We start from the raw sequence: 20,527 nt of genomic DNA on the forward strand, positions 1-20,527 counted from the left end.
TTTGTTGGTACATAATTCTTGTACTTAGCAAGACCTTTGCCTTATGGCAGAGGTCTTTTTATTTTTGCCATAAGGGCCAGCCCATTTCAGGAAGGAGAGGATTTATAATGTTGTTTGAACCAGATTTTTGGATGGCCTTATTGACTATTATCGCAATCGATCTAGTCCTCGCCGGGGATAATGCTGTGGTCATCGCCCTTGCAAGCCGAAATTTGCCTTCGGAGCAGCGTAATAAAGCGATCATCTGGGGGACCCTAGGGGCGGTTATTATCCGTATCCTCATGACGCTAGTCGCTGTGTGGTTATTAAAGATTCCGCTTCTTCAAGCTGTCGGAGGCCTTTTGTTGATCTACGTGGCGATCAAGCTCTTGAAGAATGAAGATGAAGCAGAGGGCATTAAAGCTGGAACTACTTTAAGGCAGGCTATTCAAACTATCATTTTCGCCGATATCATCATGGGAGTAGATAATGTGTTGGCTATTGCCGGTGCTGCCCACGGTAACATGCTCCTCGTCGTTATCGGGTTAGCCATCAGTATTCCAATTGTCGTTTGGGGAAGCAAGTTTATTTCCGAATGGATGAATCGTTTCCCGATTATCGTCAGTATTGGAGCCGGAATCTTAGGATACACCGCTGGTTCAATGCTTGTTCACGATAAAATCTTGAATACTTATGTTCTTTCTAATATACCGGGTGCCTCTTGGATTATCCCTATCGCAACGGTTGTCTTAGTTCTAGGTTTGGGCAAATTAATTTATCGGAACAAACCAGAATCTGTTGATAAAACCAATCCAAAGGCGGTGTAAGAGTTAAGAAGCTTCATCATGGTTCAATCCATGATGAAGCTTTTTGTTTTTGAGCGCAGAAAAAAGCGCCCAAACAGGACGCCAAGGAAAATAACCACTCAAGCCCAACCTACAATGGAAAAGATAACTAGTTTTATTATACCAAGGTACTTCCCAATTCACCTGTGTAAAATAGACTAACTTACAACCGCTTGCAGCCTGATTTGATCGGCGAGCATCGCAATGAATTCCGAGTTGGTCGGTTTGCATTTCATCTTGTTAACATTGTAGCCAAACAGCTCATTAATCGATTCCATATTCCCTCTTGACCATCCCACATCAATGGCATGGCGAATCGCTCGTTCTACTCGTGCTGATGTGGTGTTGTACTTTTTTGCCAAGTCCGGATAAAGAACCTTGGTGATGGAACCCAGCAGTTCAATATCGCGATAAACCATGGAAATTCCTTCCCGAAGATAAATATATCCCTTGATATGAGCAGGAATCCCCATCTCTACCAGGTAAGAAGTAATGACCTGATCTAATGACTTTCCATGGGCCGAATCAACGGGTGGCCTCATCGACGACACCAAAGACTCATGAGAGCGCAAAGGACTTATGGCTGCCGCCGTTTCTTGTCCGCTGACTTCACGGATTCGCTTAATTAGCAGATCCATATTAAATGGTTTGAGTATGTAATAGTCCGCTCCTAGTTCCAAAGCCCTTTTCGTAATATCTTCATGACCAAACCCCGTAAGCACGATGACTTTCGGAGTCTTAGGGAGGTTCATGGACTGCAGGTATTCCAATACCGCCAACCCATCCAAATTGGGCATGATAATATCTAATATCAGTACATCAGGAACCGTACGCTCCAAAAGGGAAAATACCTCATTTCCGTTATAGGCAATTCCCTGTACCTCCATCCCTTCTTGACTTTCAATATAATCAGAAAGGATAGCTGTAAATTCCCTATTGTCGTCAACTAAAACTATCCGAATGTTTGTCAACATAGTCTCTCCTCATAGTATGTAATTAGTTCTACTCTAAATTTTCTACTAGAGGTGAATTTTTCCTTTTAAAATAAATCCAAAAATTCCTATGGGATATGCTAAAATTCGACTTATTAGAGGGGCTTTTATGTAGATAAAAGGAGAAAAGAGGGGGGTCTCAGAAATAGTTGGAAAATCTCCACCTACAATAAAAATTTATGAGATTTCTTTTGAAATAGTTGGAAATCGTCCTACTAATCACGATAATGACTCCATTTTGGATTGTCTTATCACTGAAAAGTAGACTTTCTCCAACTATTTCCTTACTATTTTTCTTCATTTTTAAAATACGTGGAGTTTCTCCCATTAAGTTCGTCCGTTTAGGCCAGCTTTTAGGACAACCTTTTTATTTTAGGGACTCAAGTATGATAGAAAGACGGTAGCGATGCCAAAGTAAACAGTGAGAGAGAAAATATCATTCAGGGTCGTAATAAGCGGTCCAGAGGCCACGGCAGGGTCTACATCAAACCGATAAAGCAAAAGCGGAATGACGGTTCCTGCAAGCGTTCCTATAATGAGTGTCAACAGCAAAGAGCTTCCGACTACCAGCCCCAAAACGAAATCTCCCTTCCAAACATACGCCACGACACTAATCAGTACACTGCAAACCAACCCAATAATAAAACCAACACCAAATTCTCGAAAAATGAGCCGAACAACCGTTTTCCGATCAATGTCCTGGCCGACTAGCCCACGGACTACGACAGCCAAGGATTGAGTCCCCGTATTCCCTGTCATCCCTGCGATCATGGGCATAAAGTAAGCCAAGGAAACCGCCTGATGAAGTGTATCCTCAAACTGACTAATAATGCTACCTGAAATGATACCAATAAACAATAAGAGGATCAGCCAAGGCAAACGGCGAAAAGAGGCAACAATCGCACTAGTCTGGAAATCGATGGATTTTCCTGTTGCTGAAAGCTTCTCGATGTCCTCATTGGCTTCCTGAATGATAACATCCAAGACATCATCGACAGTAACAATACCAACAACCCGGTTTTCGTGGTCCACCACGGGGACAGCAATAAAATCATACCGTTCAATAAGACTGGCCACTTCTTCCTGGTCGGCATCGACAGAAACGGAAATAACCCGAGTAAACATGATATCGTCGACTTTATCGTAAAGGTTAGCTAAAAGAAGGTCTCGGTAAGAAACTACCCCGACAAGCTTTTTCTCTTCATCTAAAACATACAAGTAGTAGATATTCTCCGCAATGGAAGCAAACGCCTTGAGCTTATCTACCGCTTCACGAACCGTGTAGTAATTCCGGATCCATACAAATCGATTGGTCATGATCCCCCCTGCTGTATCCGGAGGATATTGCATGAGGTTTTTGACCGTTTGGGACTCCTCTTTCTTCATCGAGGCAAGAAATTCTTCACTGTTTTCAATCGTTAGTTCATGGAGCAAGTCAACCAGATCGTCGTTCTCCATGAGATCCATGACTTCCGAGGATTTCGCTACACCCAGCTTATGAAGAGTTTGCAATTGAAGGTCTGTATCCAGCTCCTGCAGCAGGATGGCAATTTGCTTCGGTGCCATAAGCGAAAGAAACTTATGACGGTGCTTCTCAGGGAGGTTCTTATATAGTTGGGCAATATCATAAGGCTGCAGCTCTTCAATGATGTACTTCAGCTCATCCTTTTTGAGGTCTTTCAAGCTTTTGATAATTAACAGTAGGATCTGATTTTCTGTCATCTGGTTAATATTTATTTTATGGAAGTTCACTAGGATCACCACCTAACACGAACAGTTATCTAAAGTCTCATGGTAAACCAAAATAGCCACTTAGTCAAAGCTAAAGATATTAAGCTTGCCTAGGGTATAGCAAACCCCTGCCATTGGAACTCTAATATCGATAAGTTTATACATGGGGGTAATAGCATATGATTAAAAAAATAATCATTGGATTACTAAGTTCTTCCCTCCTGCTTTCCGGCTGTGCTTCCCAGCCAAACGGAGCAGGGACACTTGGAAACCAAAATAATGGTTCTGTTCGACTTTTGCAAAATCAGCCTGCCCCAGCAACAAGGAATGATCAAAGCTTACCTCTAATTGTAGATGGCGAAAACACCGGGAATATCGGGGTTATTTCACAAGCGGATCAAGTCTATATTCCCCTCGATCCTTTCTTTCAAACCCTTGGTTATACGGTGACGAAAACAAATGGAGAAATCCAAGTCGGATATACGGACCCCATTTTCACAGTGACTGAAGATAGCACTCGAGCCGTGACCGAAGAACGCGAAATTGATTTACCGCATGCCGTGACCAGTATCGGCACCCAATCGTATATCACTCTACCCAGCTTAGCCGCCCTGTTGGGCACAGCCTATAACGTTCAGTTAACGGGAGATTCATTATTGGTGACTTTTGGCGAATCCGTATTCCCAGAGGATAATGGATGGGAGAATTTCCAAGAGAACGAGGACGCCGACGCTGCACCCGCCGTTTCAAGAGCAAAAGCAAACCGCATCATCAGCCATGGCAAAAAATTTCTAGGAGTAAAATATGTTTTTGGGGCCCGGACAGGACGGACTAGTGCGTTCGATTGTTCTTCCTATACCCAATATTTATATGGAAAACAAGGCGTGCGCATTCCCCGTACGGCCCGTGCCCAAGCTAAACGCGGAAGCTATGTGAAAGTGGCCAACCTTAAACCGGGGGATTTGCTGTTCTTCTCCGTCCCTGGACGTTTCAGGAACGACCGGACCCCGGGCCACGTTGGGATCTATATGGGCAATGGCCGGATGATCCACGCTGTCCCTCCTAGAGTCACGATTACCAACATCTCCAAATCAAGATATTGGAAGAGAACGTATTTGGGTGCTAGACGAGTAAGCTAACCTAAAAAAGAGACACCCTCCATATCCTATACATCGGCCAGCTCATATGTCCTATAAAAAGTGTATCGAGGCAGAACTTGACTTAACAGGGGTTCTGTCTTTTCATTTGAAAAAAATAAGCACCAGAGGTAGATCTGGTGCCAAACTTATTTTAGTAATTCATTTTTCCTTCAATAAATGCTCTTAGCTTACTGATTGGCATACGCTGCTGCTCCATTGTATCCCGGTCTCTTACTGTTACTTGGCCATCCTGTTCCGACTCAAAATCATAGGTAATGCAGAACGGAGTACCGATCTCATCATGGCGGCGGTAACGTTTCCCGATTGAGCCCGCTTCATCAAAGTCAACCATAAAGTGCTTGGATAGATCAGCAAACACCTTGGAAGCCCCTTCTGAAAGCTTCTTAGACAACGGGAATATTGCTGCTTTAAATGGAGCTAAAGCCGGATGGAAGTGCATAACCGTGCGGCTGTCTCCGCCTTCTAGCTGCTGTTCCTCGTAAGCATCAAGCAAGAATGCCAAGGTCACGCGATCAGCCCCTAGGGAAGGCTCAATGCAGTACGGAACGTATCTTTCATTGGTCTCTTGGTCAATATACTTGAAATCTTCCCCGGAATGCTCCATATGCTGCTTCAAGTCATAATCGGTACGGTCAGCAATTCCCCATAATTCTCCCCATCCGAATGGGAATTTGTACTCGATATCTGTTGTGGCATTACTATAGTGGGACAATTCATCCTCTGAGTGGTCGCGAAGCCTAATGCTGTCTTCTGCTAAGCCTAGAGAAAGCAGCCACTGGTAACAGAAATTTCTCCAGTATTCAAACCATTGCAAGTCTTCTCCTGGCTTACAGAAAAATTCTAGCTCCATTTGCTCAAATTCTCTTGTTCGGAACGTAAAGTTTCCTGGAGTGATTTCGTTTCGGAAGCTTTTTCCGACTTGCCCGATTCCAAATGGAAGCTTCTTCCTCATGGTTCGTTGTACGTTCTTAAAGTTCACGAAAATCCCTTGAGCCGTCTCCGGACGGAGGTAGATTTGGTTCGTGCTGCTTTCCGTTACTCCTTGGAAGGTCTTAAACATTAAATTGAATTGGCGGATATCCGTAAAATCCCTGCTGCCGCAATCCGGACAAGCAATCTGATGCTCTTCCATCAAATTCTTCATCTGTTCAAAGGAAAGTCCATCCACAATCACTTCCATGCCTTTTTCCGCTAATGCATTCTCGATGATCTTATCTGCACGATGACGGGCTTTACACTGTTTACAGTCGATCATTGGATCGTTGAAGTTCCCCACATGCCCTGAAGCTACCCACGCCTGAGGATTCATAAGGATGGCAGCATCTAACCCTACATTGTAAGGAGATTCTTGGATAAACTTTTTCCACCAAGCTCGCTTAATATTATTTTTTAACTCTACCCCGAGCGGGCCGTAGTCCCAAGTATTCGCCAATCCGCCGTAGATTTCAGATCCTTGAAAAATAAAGCCTCGGTGCTTAGCCAACGCTACAACTTGATCCATTGTGACACTCATGATTTTAGTCTCTCCTTGTCATTTTTGAATTGAAAATTGAAAAAAATAAAAGCTCCCATCCCAAAGGCATTCCCATGCCTAGGGACGGGAGCATTGCACCCGCGGTTCCACCCTAGTTGATGCATCCCAGATGCATCCACTTTTACCGATTAACAGCTCCAGACTGCCGCTTCCCTGACTTTTCCTTCTAGGCTTCCACCTTCCCTAGATCGCTGTTAGAAAAAGACTTCAGGTACTATCCATCCTTCGTCACTGCAAGTATTATCCTATTTGGACATATCTTACTGAAGTTAGGAGCAAAAGTCAATGTCCAGCCTTCAACACATCGAAAAATTGTATTTATCCGATGAACGTAGTAAAATATTAAAGCATTACTTGAGTTATTACAACTCACTCCCTTATTATGCTCGCTTAGTAAGCGGGCTATTTTTTTTGAAATGAGACTCCATTCGGCGGAAGTTAAAAAACAGATTGTTTTTTATAAAGGAATCATCACCATCACATCATCCACAAAAACAAGAGGCGTCCTATTAGGAACGCCCTGGAATAATAACCGCTCAACCTCCAAAAGAGGAAAGATTAACTATATTATAGCATATTTTCATTTTGGCTGTTCAGCAAGTTATGGAAACTTTGTCAAAATATCCAATATGAGTCACCCTTCTTGTTATAACTAAAAAAACGGCCTAACGAATAAACGTTACGCCGTAAAATAGAGATAGGAAGTGAACTGCAAAGTTTACTTGAATACATTATACTATGTTTTCTTTTGGTATACAATATACAAAAGGCAATTACAAGGAAAATACCTCCAAACTCATCGTATGCAGTCGATTCCCTTCTAGTTTTGTCGAATATCACCCAGAATTCTTTTTCTATGATATACTTGCAATTACCAACAATTGAAAGCGATTACACTATATGAGAAAGGATGATGCCTTATGCATCTAAAACTATCTAGGGAAGATATTTATAATTCAAGAAGCATGGATCAGCTTGAAGTCAAAAGAAAGTACCTATTGGATACCTTATTCTACTCTTCTGATTTATCCAATTATGAAAGATTCGAGATCCATCATCTCCTCATGCTGATTGATTATCGGAAGGAATCTATCTCAGAATGCTTTGCTTAATCTAAATACAGGAAACTTGGAATACATCTTATTCGGATTCATTCCACGTAGTAGCCATTCTGCGGATTCCTCATCCGAAACGTTTTGCGAAATAGATGGCAACTCCCCACGGTGTTTGGAATTTTCCCTGATAGAGAATCTCACAACTCCGCACAAATACTTAATAGTTACCTGTATATTATACTTAACTTCTGGTCAAGGCCCTTCATATCCTATCCCTTCACCCATCCTTTTTATAAAAAGGATGGACTTTTCTTTTAAATAGAAAAAATCCTGTCAATATTGACAGGATTTAATATAACTGTTTAGCGTTCTGCTATAGGAGTCACTTCACGCAAGCCAGGTCCTTGGTAAATGGACGTTGGGCGGATAAGACGGTTGTTAGCATACTGTTCTAAGATATGTGCCGTCCAACCGGATACACGGCTCATAGCAAAGATCGCGGTATACAAATCAAGTTCGATACCCATTACATAATAAACGGATGCGGAGAAAAGATCCACGTTAGGCCACATGCCTTTTTCCTTGTTGACGATTTCAAAGGTCTTTTCCGTCATCTTATACCACTTTTCTTCACCCATGCGCTCAGCTAGTTCTTTGGACATTTCACGAAGCTGAACAGCACGAGGGTCCATGGTCTTATAAACGCGGTGTCCGAAGCCCATGATCTTTTCCTTGCGAGCAAGTTTACCGTGCACATAGGATTCTACTTGGTCCAATTCCCCGATCTCTAACAACATTTGCATTACAGCCGTGTTTGCACCGCCATGCAATGGCCCCTTTAGTGTTCCAATACCGGATACAACAGCGGAATATAGGTCAGATAAAGTACCCGCAGTTACACGGCAAGCAAAAGTGGAAGCGTTAAACTCATGGTCAGCATGCATAATCAAGCCGGCATCCATTACACGCACTTCAATCGGACTTGCTTCCTGACCTTTCAGCATGTATAAGAAATTTGCAGCAAGGGATAGTTCTTCTTTGGCCTCAACGATTTCAAGGCCTTTGCGGGAACGATCGATCGCAGCTACAATGACAGGAAGAACAGCTGTTAACTTCACAGCCTTACGGTAGTTGGCCTCAGGAGACATTTCCTCGCCTTCTTCATCGTAGGACTTAAGCATGGAAACAGCAGTGCGTAGGGTATCCATAGGGGTTCCCTTAGAAGAGATTAGGCGAATAACATCCAATACTTCTTGAGGAAGCTTTTGGTAACTGGAAATTTGTTGCTTCAGCTCTTGAAGCTGTGCGGAATTAGGAAGTTCTCCCTTCCACAGCAAATAAATTACTTCTTCAAATGTAGTCTTATCCACCAATTCATTAATATCATATCCTCGATAAATCAAACGGCCTTCTTTGCCATCAATAAAACAGATTTCGGATGTACCAGCAATTACGTCCTCTAACCCAGCAGTGAAGTCAGCTTTAGCTTTGTAGTCGCTTAACTTGGTATCACTCATGTCTCCAATCCCCTTTCTGTTATATAATATTGCAAATTTCATTCCAACATATATATTTCTATATGATACACAAAAATTCCTTCTTTCTTCTTTAAAATTTCCAAAATTTAAACCCACTATCCCATCTTCCATTGTTATTTACTGTGTGAAACAGAAAAAAGGAACCCAACTGCTGGGTTCCCAGAAAATAATCGGTTGCTGCAATTGTTAACTGCACTCTTGCTGATTAAAGTGGTTCCTTAGCATCCCAATGAAATGATCTGCCCTTTCTTTATAGCTAATGTCTCCAAATAATTGATATAAGGCCATGTTCTCGTTGTAAGAATCCAATAGAGAGTCAATCAATGCGTACTTCGTTTGCTCCTTCATATTCAGCATTCTCATTCGCCCTCCCGTTAGAATCTACCTTCTTAGCAAACATTTTGGACAAAAGAAAAGCAATTTAAACCAGATTACGCATCGGCTTATCCTGTTTCAATCCAGAAAATCTTTACTAGTTAGAACAGGAGTTCATTATTCTTTAGCGAATTAATATTATGGATTGAAAACGCTTTTATAGGAGGAAAAACATGAGGGAGCATCTGCATGAAGCATTAATCGAAATAGAAAAGCATGTTCGCCCGAACACCTTTCCGCTGGCTGTGAGAGTTTTGAGGGAAGGAGAAGTCATTCCAGAAAAATCCAAACGTCCGTTCCGAGACCTTCATGTCCAGCTGAGCATCTGCCAAGGCATTACAATGGCACGCACCTACGGATGGACCATTGCCCTTGATGGTGAAGATTTATCCTGTCCCATTGCCAAAGCTGCCTTTCACTTTGAAGAGCCCTTGTCTTTCTATACAGAAGGAAATTTAGCTTGCGGCATGTATACGGAAACCAAAGAAGGCGGGGCTCTTACCGAAGCTGAAGTCCCCAAATTTTCGAAAGAGGAAAGTGGAACCATTGTTATCGCTCCGCTGTCACGGACCAACTTCGAACCAGACCTGGTTTTGGTTTACGGGAACTCAGCCCAAGTGATGCGTATGGTTGCCGCTTCCCTCTATAAAACAGGCGGTGCGATTACCTCCACCTTTTCAGCACGTGCGGATTGCGCGGATATCATTATTAAGACGAAGCAAACGAAACAACCTCAAGTGATTCTTCCCTGCTATGGTGACCGAGTGTTCGGTCAAACACAAGATGACGAAATGGCATTTTCTTTCCCGTATGCTCACCTTCATGATTTTATCACCGGTCTTCAGGGTACGCAAAGAGGAGGAGTGCGTTATCCCATTCCTTCCTTTCTGCAGTACCAAGCAAAATATCCAGCTACGTATGAAAAACTCAATAACATGTGGCCAAAAAACAAATAGGAAAAATGCTTGTTAGAAAATCTCTCAAACTCCCTTTCAAGCAGGGCCGATAGCCATATAATAAAAGTAATTCGTAAGGATCATTTTTTGATCCCCCATCTCATTCCTTATCCACCCTTTTCTAGGGTGGATTTTTTTTTAACAAATCCAGTGGCTGTTAATACCATAATATTAAAAAGTAATCGAGGCTTTTAATATGAAATTTAATGATGCATACATGCTTTCTACGGAAAGCCAGCTTATTGAACCCAATGGCTACTTTCTTCTTCAACTCATGAATCCTAGGGAATCTGGTAAAACAGGTTACCTGATCGGAGTGATCTCCAGTGGGGGCTGCCGCGAATTCACTCTCACATTAATGGAAGGAAGCATGGTTCTAGCCTATGGAAAGCCCCTCATCCCCGTTCCGATGAAGGAACAAGCCCAACCATGCTCTATTTCTTCCCAGTTTTTTGTCCACAAGGATAACCCCCTGGTGGGGGGGTTGGTACGGGCACAATTCAGAGGGGCTAACGGACAATTGAATACGAATCTACAGGGTTTATTCCAAGTTTCTCCAGGCCAGATGATGGTGCTGTATCTGATCAATCCGGCAAAAACACGTGCCTACTTTGACATCAACGTTGCTTGGTATGAAGCCCATAGCATGGAATAGGGAATAATGACTAGGTAATATCCACACCCATCGCAACAAGCACTTCCATCGGACTCCAAACCAGGCTTAAGCCGTACCCTCTTAATACAACCTTGCTCATGATGACATTTTTTAATCGTTTAGCCTGGTGCTTTAAGTTTTTTTCCAGTACTGCGTGAACCATCGGGATCATAGAGATCATGAGAAAGCTTGTGAGTAAAAGGCTTACGGTGAGTCCCCGATGGTATAGCTGACTCAGATTATCCAGTTTTGTTTTGAGCAATTTACTGATGGATTGATCATATCCGCCAGCAACAATAACGCTATTGATGAAAGGCAGCACATAAAATAAAGCGAGAAGATTTAGAGTAGAGCCCATATAACGGGGAACCTCAAAGAGTGATCCCCCCGTCATCAATAGCAAGGTAATCCCAATTACAACAAAAAAGAATGCTACAAGTTGATACAATCGATTGGATCCCCGATAGGAAAGCACTAGGTTTAGAATACAGAGGATTCCTACGAAATATCCTAGTCCCTGTGAGTCCATGAAAATATTTATCATGTATAAGACTATAAGGAAGCTATAGAAGTAAAACAACATCAGCTGTGGCATCACTCTCGCCTAACCAGCTTCTTATATCGCTCCTCCGCCTGACTTGGCTTTAACTCTTTCTTAGGTATCACCTTCCGATTGACCAGATAGCGGGGCAGCTCCTTATGGACAAGTACATCCATCACGCCCATTGCGGCTTTATATCGCAGTTCCCGAGCAGATTCCTCGGAGTACCAGGCCACATGAGGGGTTAAGATCACCTGCTCCATATCGAGGAAAGGGTGATCAGAAGGAATCGGTTCTTCTTCCACGACGTCAAGGGCCGCACCGGCTATTTTTTTGGTTTGAAGGGCTTCAATCAAAGCCTGCTCATCCACCACGGGTCCACGGGACGTATTGATGAGAATGGCCGTTTCTTTCATTTTCGCAAACTGGTCTCTGCCAATCATCCCCGTGGTTGAGGCTAACAGGGGAGCATGCACGGAGAGAAAATCGGATTGCTGACAGAGCTCCTCTAACGTTACTAGCCTGACCCCTTTATCCTTCGCGACGCTCTCTGGGACAAAAGGATCGTGGGCGACCACCTGAAGACCCAGTGGCTTCACCTTTTCGGCAAGCGACTGAGGGATCATGCCAAAACCAACAAGTCCCAATACCTTGCCTCTTAAACGGTAGATGGGCTGGGTAACTTTAAAATCCCATACTTTGTTTTTCACATAATGATTGGCCACGATGACCTTGCGGGTCCAAGCCATCAATAGCGCTAGAGCATGATCCGCCACTTCATCCTTGCAGTAGTCCGGCACATTGGCCACGCAAATTTCTTTTTCTGTGGCAGCCTCTATATCAATCGTATTGACCCCTACACCGTAGCGCGTAATGATTTGGCACCGTTCGAGTCGGTCTAGAACTCGTTGGCTGATGGGAGCATATTGATTGATCAAGCCATCTGCATCTTTAGCTATTTCAATCACATCTTCCTCCGTTTTGCATTGCGCTGGAATCAAATCGATATCTTCATGATCCAATATCTCTTTTTCATACCGCAGATCGGCATATTCCCAATCGGTAACAACCACTTTTTTCTTTGTCATCGCTTTGCCTCCTCTAGCAGTGTCCTCATTAGCCTTCCCCACCCAAAGAAAAAAGGAGAAAATGCTAAATGGCATTTTTCTCGAACTTTACTTAGAGGTACATATTTCCAAAGCTTGTTCATACCTTTTTAGAAGACATTTATTTTATGGACAGGTGGTGCAAAAAATGGCGGCTAGGTGGAGACAAATATTTCAGGTCGCGGCGACCTATATCGGAACAGTGGTTGGAGCTGGATTTGCCTCCGGGCAGGAGATCCTGAACTTTTTTACCAAGCACGGAAGCATTGGCGCCTTGGCCATACTAATCAGTACTGTTTTATTTATATGGCTAGGTCGAAAGATAATGGCGATTTCTCATCAACAAGGATGCTATTCCTACCAGGAACTCAACCAGCACTTGTTCGGGAAAAAGCTAAGTTGGCTAGTCAATGGGGTAACCCTCGTGATTTTGTTCGGTACAACCGGTGTCATGCTTTCTGGAACCGGATCAATCTTTGAAGAACAATTCCATATGCCTTACCAGGCTGGCATTCTTGTCACGATTGCCCTTTGTCTCATTACCATGTATAGGGGAATGTCCGGTGTCATGTGGGTCAATTCCTTAGTTGTCCCTATGATGATCGTTTTTACAACCATTCTTGCGGTTCATTTGTTCGGATCAGCCCCTTTTGAAGGGATAACGCTACCTTCTGGTAATATTCAGTGGTTAATCTCACCAATACTTTATGCGGGGTTTAACCTGGCTATGGCCCAAGCCGTGCTCGTCCCTCTCGGCACAGATACTAAAGATCCCTCTATTCTTCATTGGGGAGGGTTTTTCGGCGGGCTGGGGTTAGGGCTCATGCTGCTGATTAGTCATCTCTCCCTGCAGATGAATTACCAGGCCATTCAAGGGCTCGATATCCCTATGGCACAGATCATTGCCAACTTTGGCAAGCCTGTAGCCCTGCTGTTTACCCTCGTTGTGTTCGGAGAAATTTTCACCACCATTATCGGCAACGTGTTTGGATTAATTCGTCAAGTCTACTCCACCTTTAAGATTAGCCAGCCATTAGCGGCCTTTTTGGTCATGCTGGGGTCCTTTATTGTCAGCCAGTGGGGTTTCCGCCACTTGGTTGATTTCCTTTATCCAGTCTTTGGCGCAATGGGGCTGCTCTTCATGCTAAGACTGATGTTTTACCGCCGAAAGATCAAAGCCTAAGAATTCTTGCGGCTCAGCTGAATCTGAGCCTCCTTCTTGCCTTTCTAGAGATACTTTAGATATCAATTCAAATATTTTTAATTATCCACAAAGTTGGGTTGAATTTATTCCTTTGACGCGTTAAAATAGAAATACATTGAGGTTACCCCCTTAATGAAATAATGTTTGACTTGCAACTAATGTTGTAAGTCTTTTTTTTTCGCAAGCCAGTTGTTTTTGCAGTAAAATATCAAAACTTGTCGAATGTTTGTAATACCAAGTTCGTCTATACAATGTTATACTTAATTTTGTTAAATGAAACCGTTAACAAAAATTTAATACACCATTCATTACCCGTTAATAAATTAATCTTATAATCGACTTAGATAGAGATTAGGAGGCGATTTTCTTGAAGAAAACAAAAGATGGAGGAAGTGATCTGACGCTTCCGCAAAATATAGAAGAACTATTGGAGCGGCTTGAATCCATGGAGGAAATAGAGGCTTTTGCCACTCGTCTAGTTAAAGAATATTATAAAGATGTCTGGGCTGGTTAGGTTAGCAGACCCTTCCATTGCTTCACCCCATCCTCTCTCATTCCTCCTCTCCAAAATAAAATCAAGGGTGACCCCAATAACAAGAGCCACCCTACAACGCCTATCATGAAGGCTTATATTAAGTTGAGTAATACCGTCGTAATCAGGACAGCATGAGAAACTTGTCGTTTGCGCTAGACAAGTTTTCTTGTATTTATTAAACGATAGTAATTATTCAATTCCACATCGATCTGTTGGCTAATGTATAGCACCTCTGGGGAGGTAATACCTTTTCTCCGGGCAAGACGGTGCATATCCTCTCTTAACTTCTCAATTTTTTCGACTAAGCTTTCTACCTTTGATGCCACTTCATTTTTCTCCCGCCATAAAATTTTAAAAAGCTCATTTAGCCATATTGGGTAGCTAGACCACCTCTTGTGAAGCTTTCATTTAGAACAAAAGCTAAAGACCCGAAGAAGCAGATATATTCTTATTCCATTAAAAAAGTTTCATCATGGATTATAGCTAGCCAACCAGATAATTTTCATCCATTCTTTCCATGTATATGGAAACCATCAAGGACAAAATTCATATTAACATAAAATTGAAATTAAGGAAATATAACTGATAAGATTTGCTATATATAGATAAAAGTAGTGTTTTTCCGACAAATTTTGAATCGAATCGTTATCCTTTAGGTTTGAAAATGAGCGCACCTAAAAAGCCAAAAATAATGGCGGCTGAAATACCAGCACTTGTCACTTCAAATATTCCCGTTATTATCCCTACTATCCCATGTTGCTCGGCTTCGGCCATAGCTCCATGGACAAGTGCATTCCCAAAGCTTGTAATCGGTACAGAGGCCCCTGCTCCCGCAAAATCAATAAGTGGCTCATAAAGCCCTAGACCGTCAAGAATAGCACCGGAAACCACTAAAGCACTCATCGTATGGGCTGGTGTTAATTTCCCAACATCCATTAGAAGCTGCCCAATTACACAAATGATTCCCCCAACTACAAAAGCCCAAAAATAAATTTGCATAAGCTCCTCCTACATCGTCTGATTTTCAATCACAACAGCATGGGCAATACACGGAATACTTTCCTTTTGTTGGTAACTCAGAGGTGAAAGCAAAGCCCCTGTGGCAATGATTAACACTTTTTTCAATTCTCCCTTTTTTATGCGATTAAGAATATGTCCGTAGGTTACCGTGGCCGAACAAGCAGCTCCACTAGCTCCTGCTAACACAGGCTGGTCGTCGCGATAAATCATCTTGCCACAATCAACAAAATGATCTTTCATGTCAAACCCCTGCTTGGCTAACAGATCTGTTGCAATTTGATGACCTACTTTCCCTAGGTCCCCCGTGGCGATCAGGTCGTAATCCTTCGGTGTTGTACCCATATCCTGAAAATGAGCCTCTATTGTGTCGACTGCTGCTGGAGCCATGGCAGCTCCCATATTAAACGGATCTTTAAGGCCCATATCAACAATTTTACCCATCGTTGCTGCTGTGACAATCGGCCCTTTTCCTTGTTTGCCAAGTACGGCTGCACCTGCTCCTGTAACGGTCCACTGCGCCGTAGGCGGTTTTTGTCCGCCGTATTCCGTCGGGTAGCGGAATTGCTTTTCTACAGAGGAGTTATGACTCGCTGTCCCGCATAATACATAATTAGCCGACTGGCTATCCAAAATAAGTGATCCTAAAGCTAGTCCCTCCATAGAAGTGGAACACGCCCCGAATAAGCCAATATAAGGACATCCTAATGTTCTCGCAGCAAAGCTGCTGGAAATAATTTGATTCATCAGATCCCCAGAAAGGAATACTGGATATCTTCTTTCTTCAGGCCAGCCTTCTCTATAGCCTTTTGGCATGCTTGCTCAAGCATTTTCTCCTCTGCTTTTTCAAAGCTGTCCTGTCCCAGCCAGGTGTCCTCATGAAGAATATCAAAATCCTTGGCTAATGGTCCCTCTGCTTCAAAGGGCCCCCCAACCACCCCGGTGGAGAGAATGACTGGCTTATTCGGAAATTGCCACGTCTGGTTTCCTAGAAGCATCTAAGCGCCACCCCATTTCATCATGACCGTTTTGATTAGAGCTACGACAAAAGCAGAAAATACCCCAAATACAATAACGGAACCGGCCAATTTGAACATATTTCCCCCTACACCCAGTACATACCCCTCGGTTCGGTGCTCAATAGCAGCGGAGGCCACAGAGTTCGCAAATCCTGTTACCGGAACAGCCGTTCCAGCGCCAGCCCATTGTGCAATGTGATCGTATACCCCAAATCCCGTCAGCAAAACCGAAATAAGAATGAGAGTTGCTACCGTAGGATTGGAAGCTGTTCTTTCATTAAAGTCAAAAAACGTCATATAAAAATCAGAAATAAACTGACCGAGCAAGCAAATTAGCCCTCCGACGAGAAAAGCTCGAAAGCAATTTAACAACACTGGTCGTGCTGGCTCTCTTTTTTTGGCAAAAGCCTGATATTCCTGTTGTAATTGCGTCATACTTTTGTTTTTGGCTTTTTGGGCAATTTTATCTGCCATTTCACATTCACCCTTAACTTTAGACTGTAAACTATTGATACATTATATTGTTTCTTTTTACAGATTTTTCATGTGCAGGAGCACAAAAAAATACCGGATAGCTCCGGTATTCCTGAACACTTACTCTTTTAGATTCATATCCTCAAGCGTTACTGGATAAGAGGACCAAAGATCTCTCCTATCGATATGCGTTGAATCGATCTTCATTCCGTAAGCTAACCGTTCTATAAAAATGCCAGTCATAAAGAAAAATGCACCTAATATACAAAAAAACTCGGTCATCCATTTATCCCCTTCCATTTGTTAGGTAATACATGTATATGACCGAGTTATTTTATTTATATTCAGATTATTTAGTAACCATTTGATCCCGCACGGTATCTTGGTAGCATTCCATGCAATACCCTTCTTTTTCTACTACTTCAAATTCGGTTAGCTTTACTCCGCAGCCCTGACATTTTCTTTCGAGAAGCTGAATATTCACGTCCATTCCTCCTACTCCACATAAAAAAATTTAAAATTTATATATTTCTAATTTTAATATATCAGAATAATTAATTCTTTTATAGTGGCAACATTGTGAACACTGAATGGGTGAAGTTAACTCGGCTAAAAGGGATGAGGGCGCCGTATCCTAATGAACAAGGAGGTGGAATCCCGATGAAGAAGGCTCCTATTGCATTCACCCTCTTCTTAATTCTGGGACTGATGACTGGCTGCTCGCTGAATCATCGGTACAGTAGCTTGGAGGAGGCCCAGTTTCGGGCAGCCGGCTTTGAGCCGGCCCAAAACATTGCTCCTGAAGCAGACCCTGCTGCCCATATTGAAAACCGGGTGGAAGCGATCCCTGGGGTTCAAGAAGCCAATGTTTTATTCTATGGGGTAGATAATTTAATTATCGGTGTGGATGCTGAAGGCACTCCCAGCGTCAGGGCCATAGAGGGTTGGATAAGACAAGAGCTCCAAGGCGAAGCCAATGATTTCTTAGTTTATGTTGTTACAGAGCGGGAACCTGACCTATTATCCCGCATCAAAACCATGCGAGGAAATATTCTTCAAGGAAAACGGGTAAATGAGAATGAAATGTTAAGCTTAGTTAATGGCGTTTGGAAAACCATTGTTCCATTCAATCATCTGAGTAAAACGTAAGTACTTGAAAACAACGGCGAACCATGCCTGTGAAGGAAGTTCGCCGTTAAATATAAAAGAAAAAACCTACATATCTTTATGAATGTCTACTTATACATCATTGTCTATTTTAGAAAATTATGTAATAATTAGTGGTTATAAAAAACCAAATTATCAAATTCAATTATTTGAAGGGGGAATCCTATATGGCTGGACGTCATACCTTTAATGAGGAATTACAAAATTTGCATCGTGATTTATTAAGTATGGGTTCTCTGGTGGAAAAGGCCATTCATTTGTCAGTGAAGTCGCTTGCTGAACGAGATAGTGCCTTAGCAGAAAAAGTGATTCAAGATGACGATGAGATCGATGAATTAAACTTAACGATCGAACGAAATTGCTTTCGCCTTATCGCTTTGCAACAACCGATGGCTACTGACCTTCGAAGGATTGGTACAGTCCTTAAGGTCGTCACAGACCTCGAGCGAATGGCTGATAACGCGGTTTCTATCGCTAAATCTACAATCCGATTGAAAGAAGAAACCTACATCAAGCAATTGATTGATATCCCCAAAATGGCTGCTCTTGCAGAAGCTATGGTCCGCGATGCCCTTAATGCCTATATCAATCTGGATACGGAAAAGGCTTACCAGATTGGGCGAAATGATGATGAAGTCGATAGCCTTTATAAGAAAATTCACAATGAACTTCTAGATATAATGAAAAAAGATTCTGAAGCCGTAAACCAAGCAACCCAATTCCTTTTTGTAGCCCATAGCCTAGAGCGTATTGCTGACCACGCCACCAATCTTGGAGAATGGGTTATTTACTTAGTAACCGGAAAAATTGTTGAAATCAATCAATGATTAGAGAATCCGAAGAGGAAAGAAAAAAAAAAACCTTCATCCCTTGACTTAGGGTGAAGGTTTTTGTCTTATAAGGTAACTTGAAAACCAACCATCAAGTCATTCATTAGACGAATGCGCTTGTTGATTGTTTCAATGAGATCATTTACTTCCCATTTTTCGACCTCGGAAAGGTCCGGTTGTTGAAGCTGATCCCTTAACTGTTTCTTTTTCTCTTCCAACTCCTGAATACTATAGATCTCTTCGATTTCTGGGGTTATCTCTTTTATCACTTGATACACCACTCCTAAATTTTATGTATCACAATGAAGAATGTTCCTGCTGTTAAATCCAGTAATCATATTATAACGCTGTATTCTAGGTGAGGAAAGTGTGATTAATCGACACTAGTCTACAGAAAACTACGTGATGCGATCTTTGATCGCTTGCACTAATAAAGGAATTTCGTTCGCGTGGATCGTTCGAAAATCCAGTAAATACTCGTCTTTCGATATTCTTCCCACAATAGCGGGCTGGCCAATCCGCAGCTTTCTTTCTATGAGATGGGCGGGATAGTTAGGGTGTCGAAGAACGGCAACAATCGATGGAAGAAGGACACCTGGCAGGCTGCCGCCTCCCACTTCCGTTTGTTCCTCACGAATATCAACCATCAGAGGAGCCACCATGCTGCGGAAGCTCTCTGCCTTTTTTCGAACTTCCTCTACAGGCATCAGCATATCTCGCAGGGCTGGAATCTTTTCGGCCGCTTTCGCAGGGTCAAGATAAAGGCGCAATGTGGCTTCCAGGGCTGCTAAAGTAACTTTATCTACACGCAAAACCCTTGCTAGCTGGTTTTTCTTGAACCGATCAATCCATTTCTTTTTACCTGCGATAACTCCTACCTGTGGCCCCCCAAGCAGCTTGTCCCCACTAAAAGTCACCACATCGGCACCTTGCTGGATACTTTCCTGGATCACCGGTTCATTCCCAATTCCATGCTTCCGCAAATCGTATAATACGCCGCTCCCCAAGTCCTCATATACCGGTATGCCATGCTTTGAACCTAACTGTACAAGTTCTTCCAACGATACGGTCTGAATAAATCCGCTCATGAAAAAATTACTTGTATGTACCTTCAGCAGTAGTGCAGTTTGTTCATTGATCGATTTTTCATAGTCACGAACATGGGTCTTATTGGTTGTACCGACTTCTCGCAGAATAGCTCCGCTCTCATTCATAATTTCAGAAACTCGAAAGGAACCGCCAATTTCCACCAGTTGCCCGCGGGAAACGATAACCTCTTTTTCCCTTGCCATTTCCCTGAGGACAAGAAACACGGCTGCTGCATTATTATTGACCACCATGGCAGCTTCTGCCCCTGTTAGCCGGCAGACCAGCTCTTCTACATGATCATGGCGGGAACCGCGCTTTCCTTCTTCAATACGGTATTCCAAATTGCTATAGCCCGTGGCCACTTCCGTCATCTGCTGAATCGCTTCTTGAGCTAGCACAGCTCTGCCCAGATTCGTATGCAGGATAACCCCAGTACCATTTATAACAGGTCTTAGATTTTGCTGCTGGGTGTTTTTGATATTATCTTTTACTTTTTCCAAAACTAATGAATAAGATATTTCATCGACTTGCTGATTTAGGATTTTCTTCCGATACTGTTCAATCGTTTCCTTTACCATTTGATTAAACAGCCCCTCTGGAATGTTATGCTCTTTTATCCATTCCATTAATGAGGAATCATGTGTAAAATGGTGAACAGCTGGAATATCACGAAGAAGTTGCTTCGTTTTAGCCTGCAAAATAATAACCTCCTTTCAGGAAGGTGA

Annotated in this window: 23 protein-coding genes and 1 pseudogene; 9 read left to right on the forward strand and 15 right to left on the reverse strand. The window is 42.7% G+C overall.

What is annotated here, in order from left to right; all coding sequences use genetic code 11:
• Positions 1-107: 107 nt before the first annotated feature.
• On the forward strand, positions 108-806 hold the full coding sequence (locus ABLT31_RS26235; protein WP_367757378.1) for a TerC family protein: 699 nt from the start codon (positions 108-110) through the stop codon (positions 804-806).
• A 176-nt stretch (positions 807-982) separates the two neighbouring features.
• On the opposite strand, the gene spo0A is transcribed toward ABLT31_RS26235, so the two are convergent.
• Complete coding sequence (gene spo0A / locus ABLT31_RS26240) at positions 983-1,795, reverse strand: sporulation transcription factor Spo0A (protein WP_367757497.1); 813 nt, start codon at positions 1,793-1,795, stop codon at positions 983-985.
• Between the two features lie 393 nt (positions 1,796-2,188).
• Entirely contained in the window at positions 2,189-3,538 is a 1,350-nt protein-coding gene (mgtE, locus tag ABLT31_RS26245) for a magnesium transporter (RefSeq protein ID WP_367757499.1), read from the reverse strand.
• Positions 3,539-3,726: 188 nt separating this feature from the next.
• Here mgtE and ABLT31_RS26250 point away from each other — a divergent pair, with 188 nt between their 5' ends.
• Positions 3,727-4,686, forward strand: a complete 960-nt coding sequence (locus ABLT31_RS26250; RefSeq protein WP_367757380.1) for a C40 family peptidase — start codon at positions 3,727-3,729, stop codon at positions 4,684-4,686.
• A 151-nt stretch (positions 4,687-4,837) separates the two neighbouring features.
• Here ABLT31_RS26250 and ABLT31_RS26255 read toward each other — a convergent pair whose 3' ends face one another.
• Complete coding sequence (locus tag ABLT31_RS26255; RefSeq protein WP_367757382.1) at positions 4,838-6,220, reverse strand: glycine--tRNA ligase; 1,383 nt, start codon at positions 6,218-6,220, stop codon at positions 4,838-4,840.
• A gap of 941 nt (positions 6,221-7,161) precedes the next feature.
• Between ABLT31_RS26255 and ABLT31_RS26260 the strand changes: the two genes are divergently transcribed.
• Positions 7,162-7,353: a hypothetical protein gene (locus ABLT31_RS26260; RefSeq protein WP_367757384.1), complete on the forward strand. Its 192-nt coding sequence runs from the start codon at positions 7,162-7,164 to the stop codon at positions 7,351-7,353.
• 305 nt (positions 7,354-7,658) lie between these two features.
• Here ABLT31_RS26260 and ABLT31_RS26265 read toward each other — a convergent pair whose 3' ends face one another.
• Positions 7,659-8,813 (reverse strand): citrate/2-methylcitrate synthase, encoded by a 1,155-nt coding sequence (locus ABLT31_RS26265; protein WP_367757386.1) that lies wholly within the window; start codon positions 8,811-8,813, stop codon positions 7,659-7,661.
• 207 nt (positions 8,814-9,020) lie between these two features.
• Positions 9,021-9,191, reverse strand: a complete 171-nt coding sequence (locus ABLT31_RS26270) for a hypothetical protein (protein WP_367757388.1) — start codon at positions 9,189-9,191, stop codon at positions 9,021-9,023.
• A gap of 191 nt (positions 9,192-9,382) precedes the next feature.
• Between ABLT31_RS26270 and ABLT31_RS26275 the strand changes: the two genes are divergently transcribed.
• Both ABLT31_RS26275 and ABLT31_RS26280 read left to right on the forward strand, forming a co-directional pair.
• Positions 9,383-10,165, forward strand: coding sequence for a DUF169 domain-containing protein (locus ABLT31_RS26275; protein ID WP_367757390.1), 783 nt, complete (start codon positions 9,383-9,385; stop codon positions 10,163-10,165).
• A gap of 196 nt (positions 10,166-10,361) precedes the next feature.
• The gene (locus tag ABLT31_RS26280; protein ID WP_367757392.1) at positions 10,362-10,820 is read left to right on the forward strand and encodes a hypothetical protein; all 459 of its coding nucleotides are present in this window, start codon (positions 10,362-10,364) and stop codon (positions 10,818-10,820) included.
• Between the two features lie 10 nt (positions 10,821-10,830).
• Here the strand turns inward: ABLT31_RS26280 and ABLT31_RS26285 are convergent, their stop codons facing one another.
• Together ABLT31_RS26285 and ABLT31_RS26290 are read right to left on the reverse strand one after the other, a co-directional pair.
• Positions 10,831-11,268, reverse strand: a complete 438-nt coding sequence (locus tag ABLT31_RS26285) for a hypothetical protein (protein WP_367757394.1) — start codon at positions 11,266-11,268, stop codon at positions 10,831-10,833.
• Between the two features lie 146 nt (positions 11,269-11,414).
• Positions 11,415-12,449 carry a C-terminal binding protein gene (locus tag ABLT31_RS26290; RefSeq protein ID WP_367757396.1) on the reverse strand — a complete coding sequence of 345 codons (1,035 nt, stop codon included), beginning with the start codon at positions 12,447-12,449 and terminating at the stop codon, positions 11,415-11,417.
• 166 nt (positions 12,450-12,615) lie between these two features.
• On the opposite strand from ABLT31_RS26290, the gene ABLT31_RS26295 reads away from it, so the two are divergent.
• Both ABLT31_RS26295 and ABLT31_RS26300 read left to right on the forward strand, forming a co-directional pair.
• On the forward strand, positions 12,616-13,650 hold the full coding sequence (locus ABLT31_RS26295) for a YkvI family membrane protein (protein ID WP_367757398.1): 1,035 nt from the start codon (positions 12,616-12,618) through the stop codon (positions 13,648-13,650).
• Between the two features lie 388 nt (positions 13,651-14,038).
• Positions 14,039-14,185, forward strand: coding sequence for a hypothetical protein (locus ABLT31_RS26300; protein WP_367757400.1), 147 nt, complete (start codon positions 14,039-14,041; stop codon positions 14,183-14,185).
• 173 nt (positions 14,186-14,358) lie between these two features.
• Here the strand turns inward: ABLT31_RS26300 and ABLT31_RS26305 are convergent, their stop codons facing one another.
• The 6 genes and pseudogenes from ABLT31_RS26305 to ABLT31_RS26330 all read right to left on the reverse strand — a co-directional run bounded on the left by ABLT31_RS26305 (position 14,359) and on the right by ABLT31_RS26330 (position 17,200).
• The gene (locus ABLT31_RS26305; RefSeq protein ID WP_367757403.1) at positions 14,359-14,532 is read right to left on the reverse strand and encodes a Spo0E family sporulation regulatory protein-aspartic acid phosphatase; all 174 of its coding nucleotides are present in this window, start codon (positions 14,530-14,532) and stop codon (positions 14,359-14,361) included.
• A gap of 319 nt (positions 14,533-14,851) precedes the next feature.
• The gene (gene spoVAE / locus ABLT31_RS26310; RefSeq protein WP_367757405.1) at positions 14,852-15,205 is read right to left on the reverse strand and encodes a stage V sporulation protein AE; all 354 of its coding nucleotides are present in this window, start codon (positions 15,203-15,205) and stop codon (positions 14,852-14,854) included.
• 9 nt (positions 15,206-15,214) lie between these two features.
• A pseudogene (spoVAD, locus tag ABLT31_RS26315) lies at positions 15,215-16,221 on the reverse strand (stage V sporulation protein AD).
• Entirely contained in the window at positions 16,222-16,677 is a 456-nt protein-coding gene (gene spoVAC / locus ABLT31_RS26320; protein ID WP_462976538.1) for a stage V sporulation protein AC, read from the reverse strand.
• 159 nt (positions 16,678-16,836) lie between these two features.
• Positions 16,837-16,998 (reverse strand): hypothetical protein, encoded by a 162-nt coding sequence (locus ABLT31_RS26325; protein WP_367757409.1) that lies wholly within the window; start codon positions 16,996-16,998, stop codon positions 16,837-16,839.
• 67 nt (positions 16,999-17,065) lie between these two features.
• Positions 17,066-17,200, reverse strand: a complete 135-nt coding sequence (locus tag ABLT31_RS26330) for a hypothetical protein (RefSeq protein WP_367757411.1) — start codon at positions 17,198-17,200, stop codon at positions 17,066-17,068.
• 176 nt (positions 17,201-17,376) lie between these two features.
• Between ABLT31_RS26330 and ABLT31_RS26335 the strand changes: the two genes are divergently transcribed.
• Both ABLT31_RS26335 and phoU read left to right on the forward strand, forming a co-directional pair.
• Complete coding sequence (locus ABLT31_RS26335; protein ID WP_367757413.1) at positions 17,377-17,865, forward strand: YhcN/YlaJ family sporulation lipoprotein; 489 nt, start codon at positions 17,377-17,379, stop codon at positions 17,863-17,865.
• A gap of 185 nt (positions 17,866-18,050) precedes the next feature.
• Positions 18,051-18,710, forward strand: coding sequence for a phosphate signaling complex protein PhoU (gene phoU / locus ABLT31_RS26340; RefSeq protein WP_367757415.1), 660 nt, complete (start codon positions 18,051-18,053; stop codon positions 18,708-18,710).
• 68 nt (positions 18,711-18,778) lie between these two features.
• Here phoU and ABLT31_RS26345 read toward each other — a convergent pair whose 3' ends face one another.
• Positions 18,779-18,982, reverse strand: a complete 204-nt coding sequence (locus ABLT31_RS26345) for a hypothetical protein (protein WP_367757418.1) — start codon at positions 18,980-18,982, stop codon at positions 18,779-18,781.
• A gap of 129 nt (positions 18,983-19,111) precedes the next feature.
• On the reverse strand, positions 19,112-20,500 hold the full coding sequence (selA, locus tag ABLT31_RS26350) for an L-seryl-tRNA(Sec) selenium transferase (protein WP_367757420.1): 1,389 nt from the start codon (positions 20,498-20,500) through the stop codon (positions 19,112-19,114).
• Positions 20,501-20,527: the final 27 nt, after the last annotated feature.

This window comes from Ammoniphilus soli (assembly GCF_040813775.1).

Bases quoted from the DNA above. Each gene is read 5' to 3' on its own strand.
- ABLT31_RS26275 (WP_367757390.1), top strand. From the start codon at position 9,383: ATGAGGGAGCATCTGCATGAAGCATTAATCGAAATAGAAAAGCATGTT.
- ABLT31_RS26235 (WP_367757378.1), top strand. From the start codon at position 108: ATGTTGTTTGAACCAGATTTTTGGATGGCCTTATTGACTATTATCGCA.
- mgtE (WP_367757499.1), bottom strand. From the start codon at position 3,538: ATGACAGAAAATCAGATCCTACTGTTAATTATCAAAAGCTTGAAAGAC.
- ABLT31_RS26265 (WP_367757386.1), bottom strand. From the start codon at position 8,813: ATGAGTGATACCAAGTTAAGCGACTACAAAGCTAAAGCTGACTTCACT.
- ABLT31_RS26255 (WP_367757382.1), bottom strand. From the start codon at position 6,220: ATGAGTGTCACAATGGATCAAGTTGTAGCGTTGGCTAAGCACCGAGGC.
- ABLT31_RS26270 (WP_367757388.1), bottom strand. From the start codon at position 9,191: ATGCTGAATATGAAGGAGCAAACGAAGTACGCATTGATTGACTCTCTA.
- ABLT31_RS26290 (WP_367757396.1), bottom strand. From the start codon at position 12,449: ATGACAAAGAAAAAAGTGGTTGTTACCGATTGGGAATATGCCGATCTG.
- ABLT31_RS26295 (WP_367757398.1), top strand. From the start codon at position 12,616: ATGGCGGCTAGGTGGAGACAAATATTTCAGGTCGCGGCGACCTATATC.
- ABLT31_RS26250 (WP_367757380.1), top strand. From the start codon at position 3,727: ATGATTAAAAAAATAATCATTGGATTACTAAGTTCTTCCCTCCTGCTT.
- ABLT31_RS26280 (WP_367757392.1), top strand. From the start codon at position 10,362: ATGAAATTTAATGATGCATACATGCTTTCTACGGAAAGCCAGCTTATT.
- ABLT31_RS26325 (WP_367757409.1), bottom strand. From the start codon at position 16,998: ATGACCGAGTTTTTTTGTATATTAGGTGCATTTTTCTTTATGACTGGC.
- spoVAE (WP_367757405.1), bottom strand. From the start codon at position 15,205: ATGCAAATTTATTTTTGGGCTTTTGTAGTTGGGGGAATCATTTGTGTA.
- phoU (WP_367757415.1), top strand. From the start codon at position 18,051: ATGGCTGGACGTCATACCTTTAATGAGGAATTACAAAATTTGCATCGT.
- spoVAC (WP_462976538.1), bottom strand. From the start codon at position 16,677: ATGACGCAATTACAACAGGAATATCAGGCTTTTGCCAAAAAAAGAGAG.
- ABLT31_RS26260 (WP_367757384.1), top strand. From the start codon at position 7,162: ATGCATCTAAAACTATCTAGGGAAGATATTTATAATTCAAGAAGCATG.
- ABLT31_RS26335 (WP_367757413.1), top strand. From the start codon at position 17,377: ATGAAGAAGGCTCCTATTGCATTCACCCTCTTCTTAATTCTGGGACTG.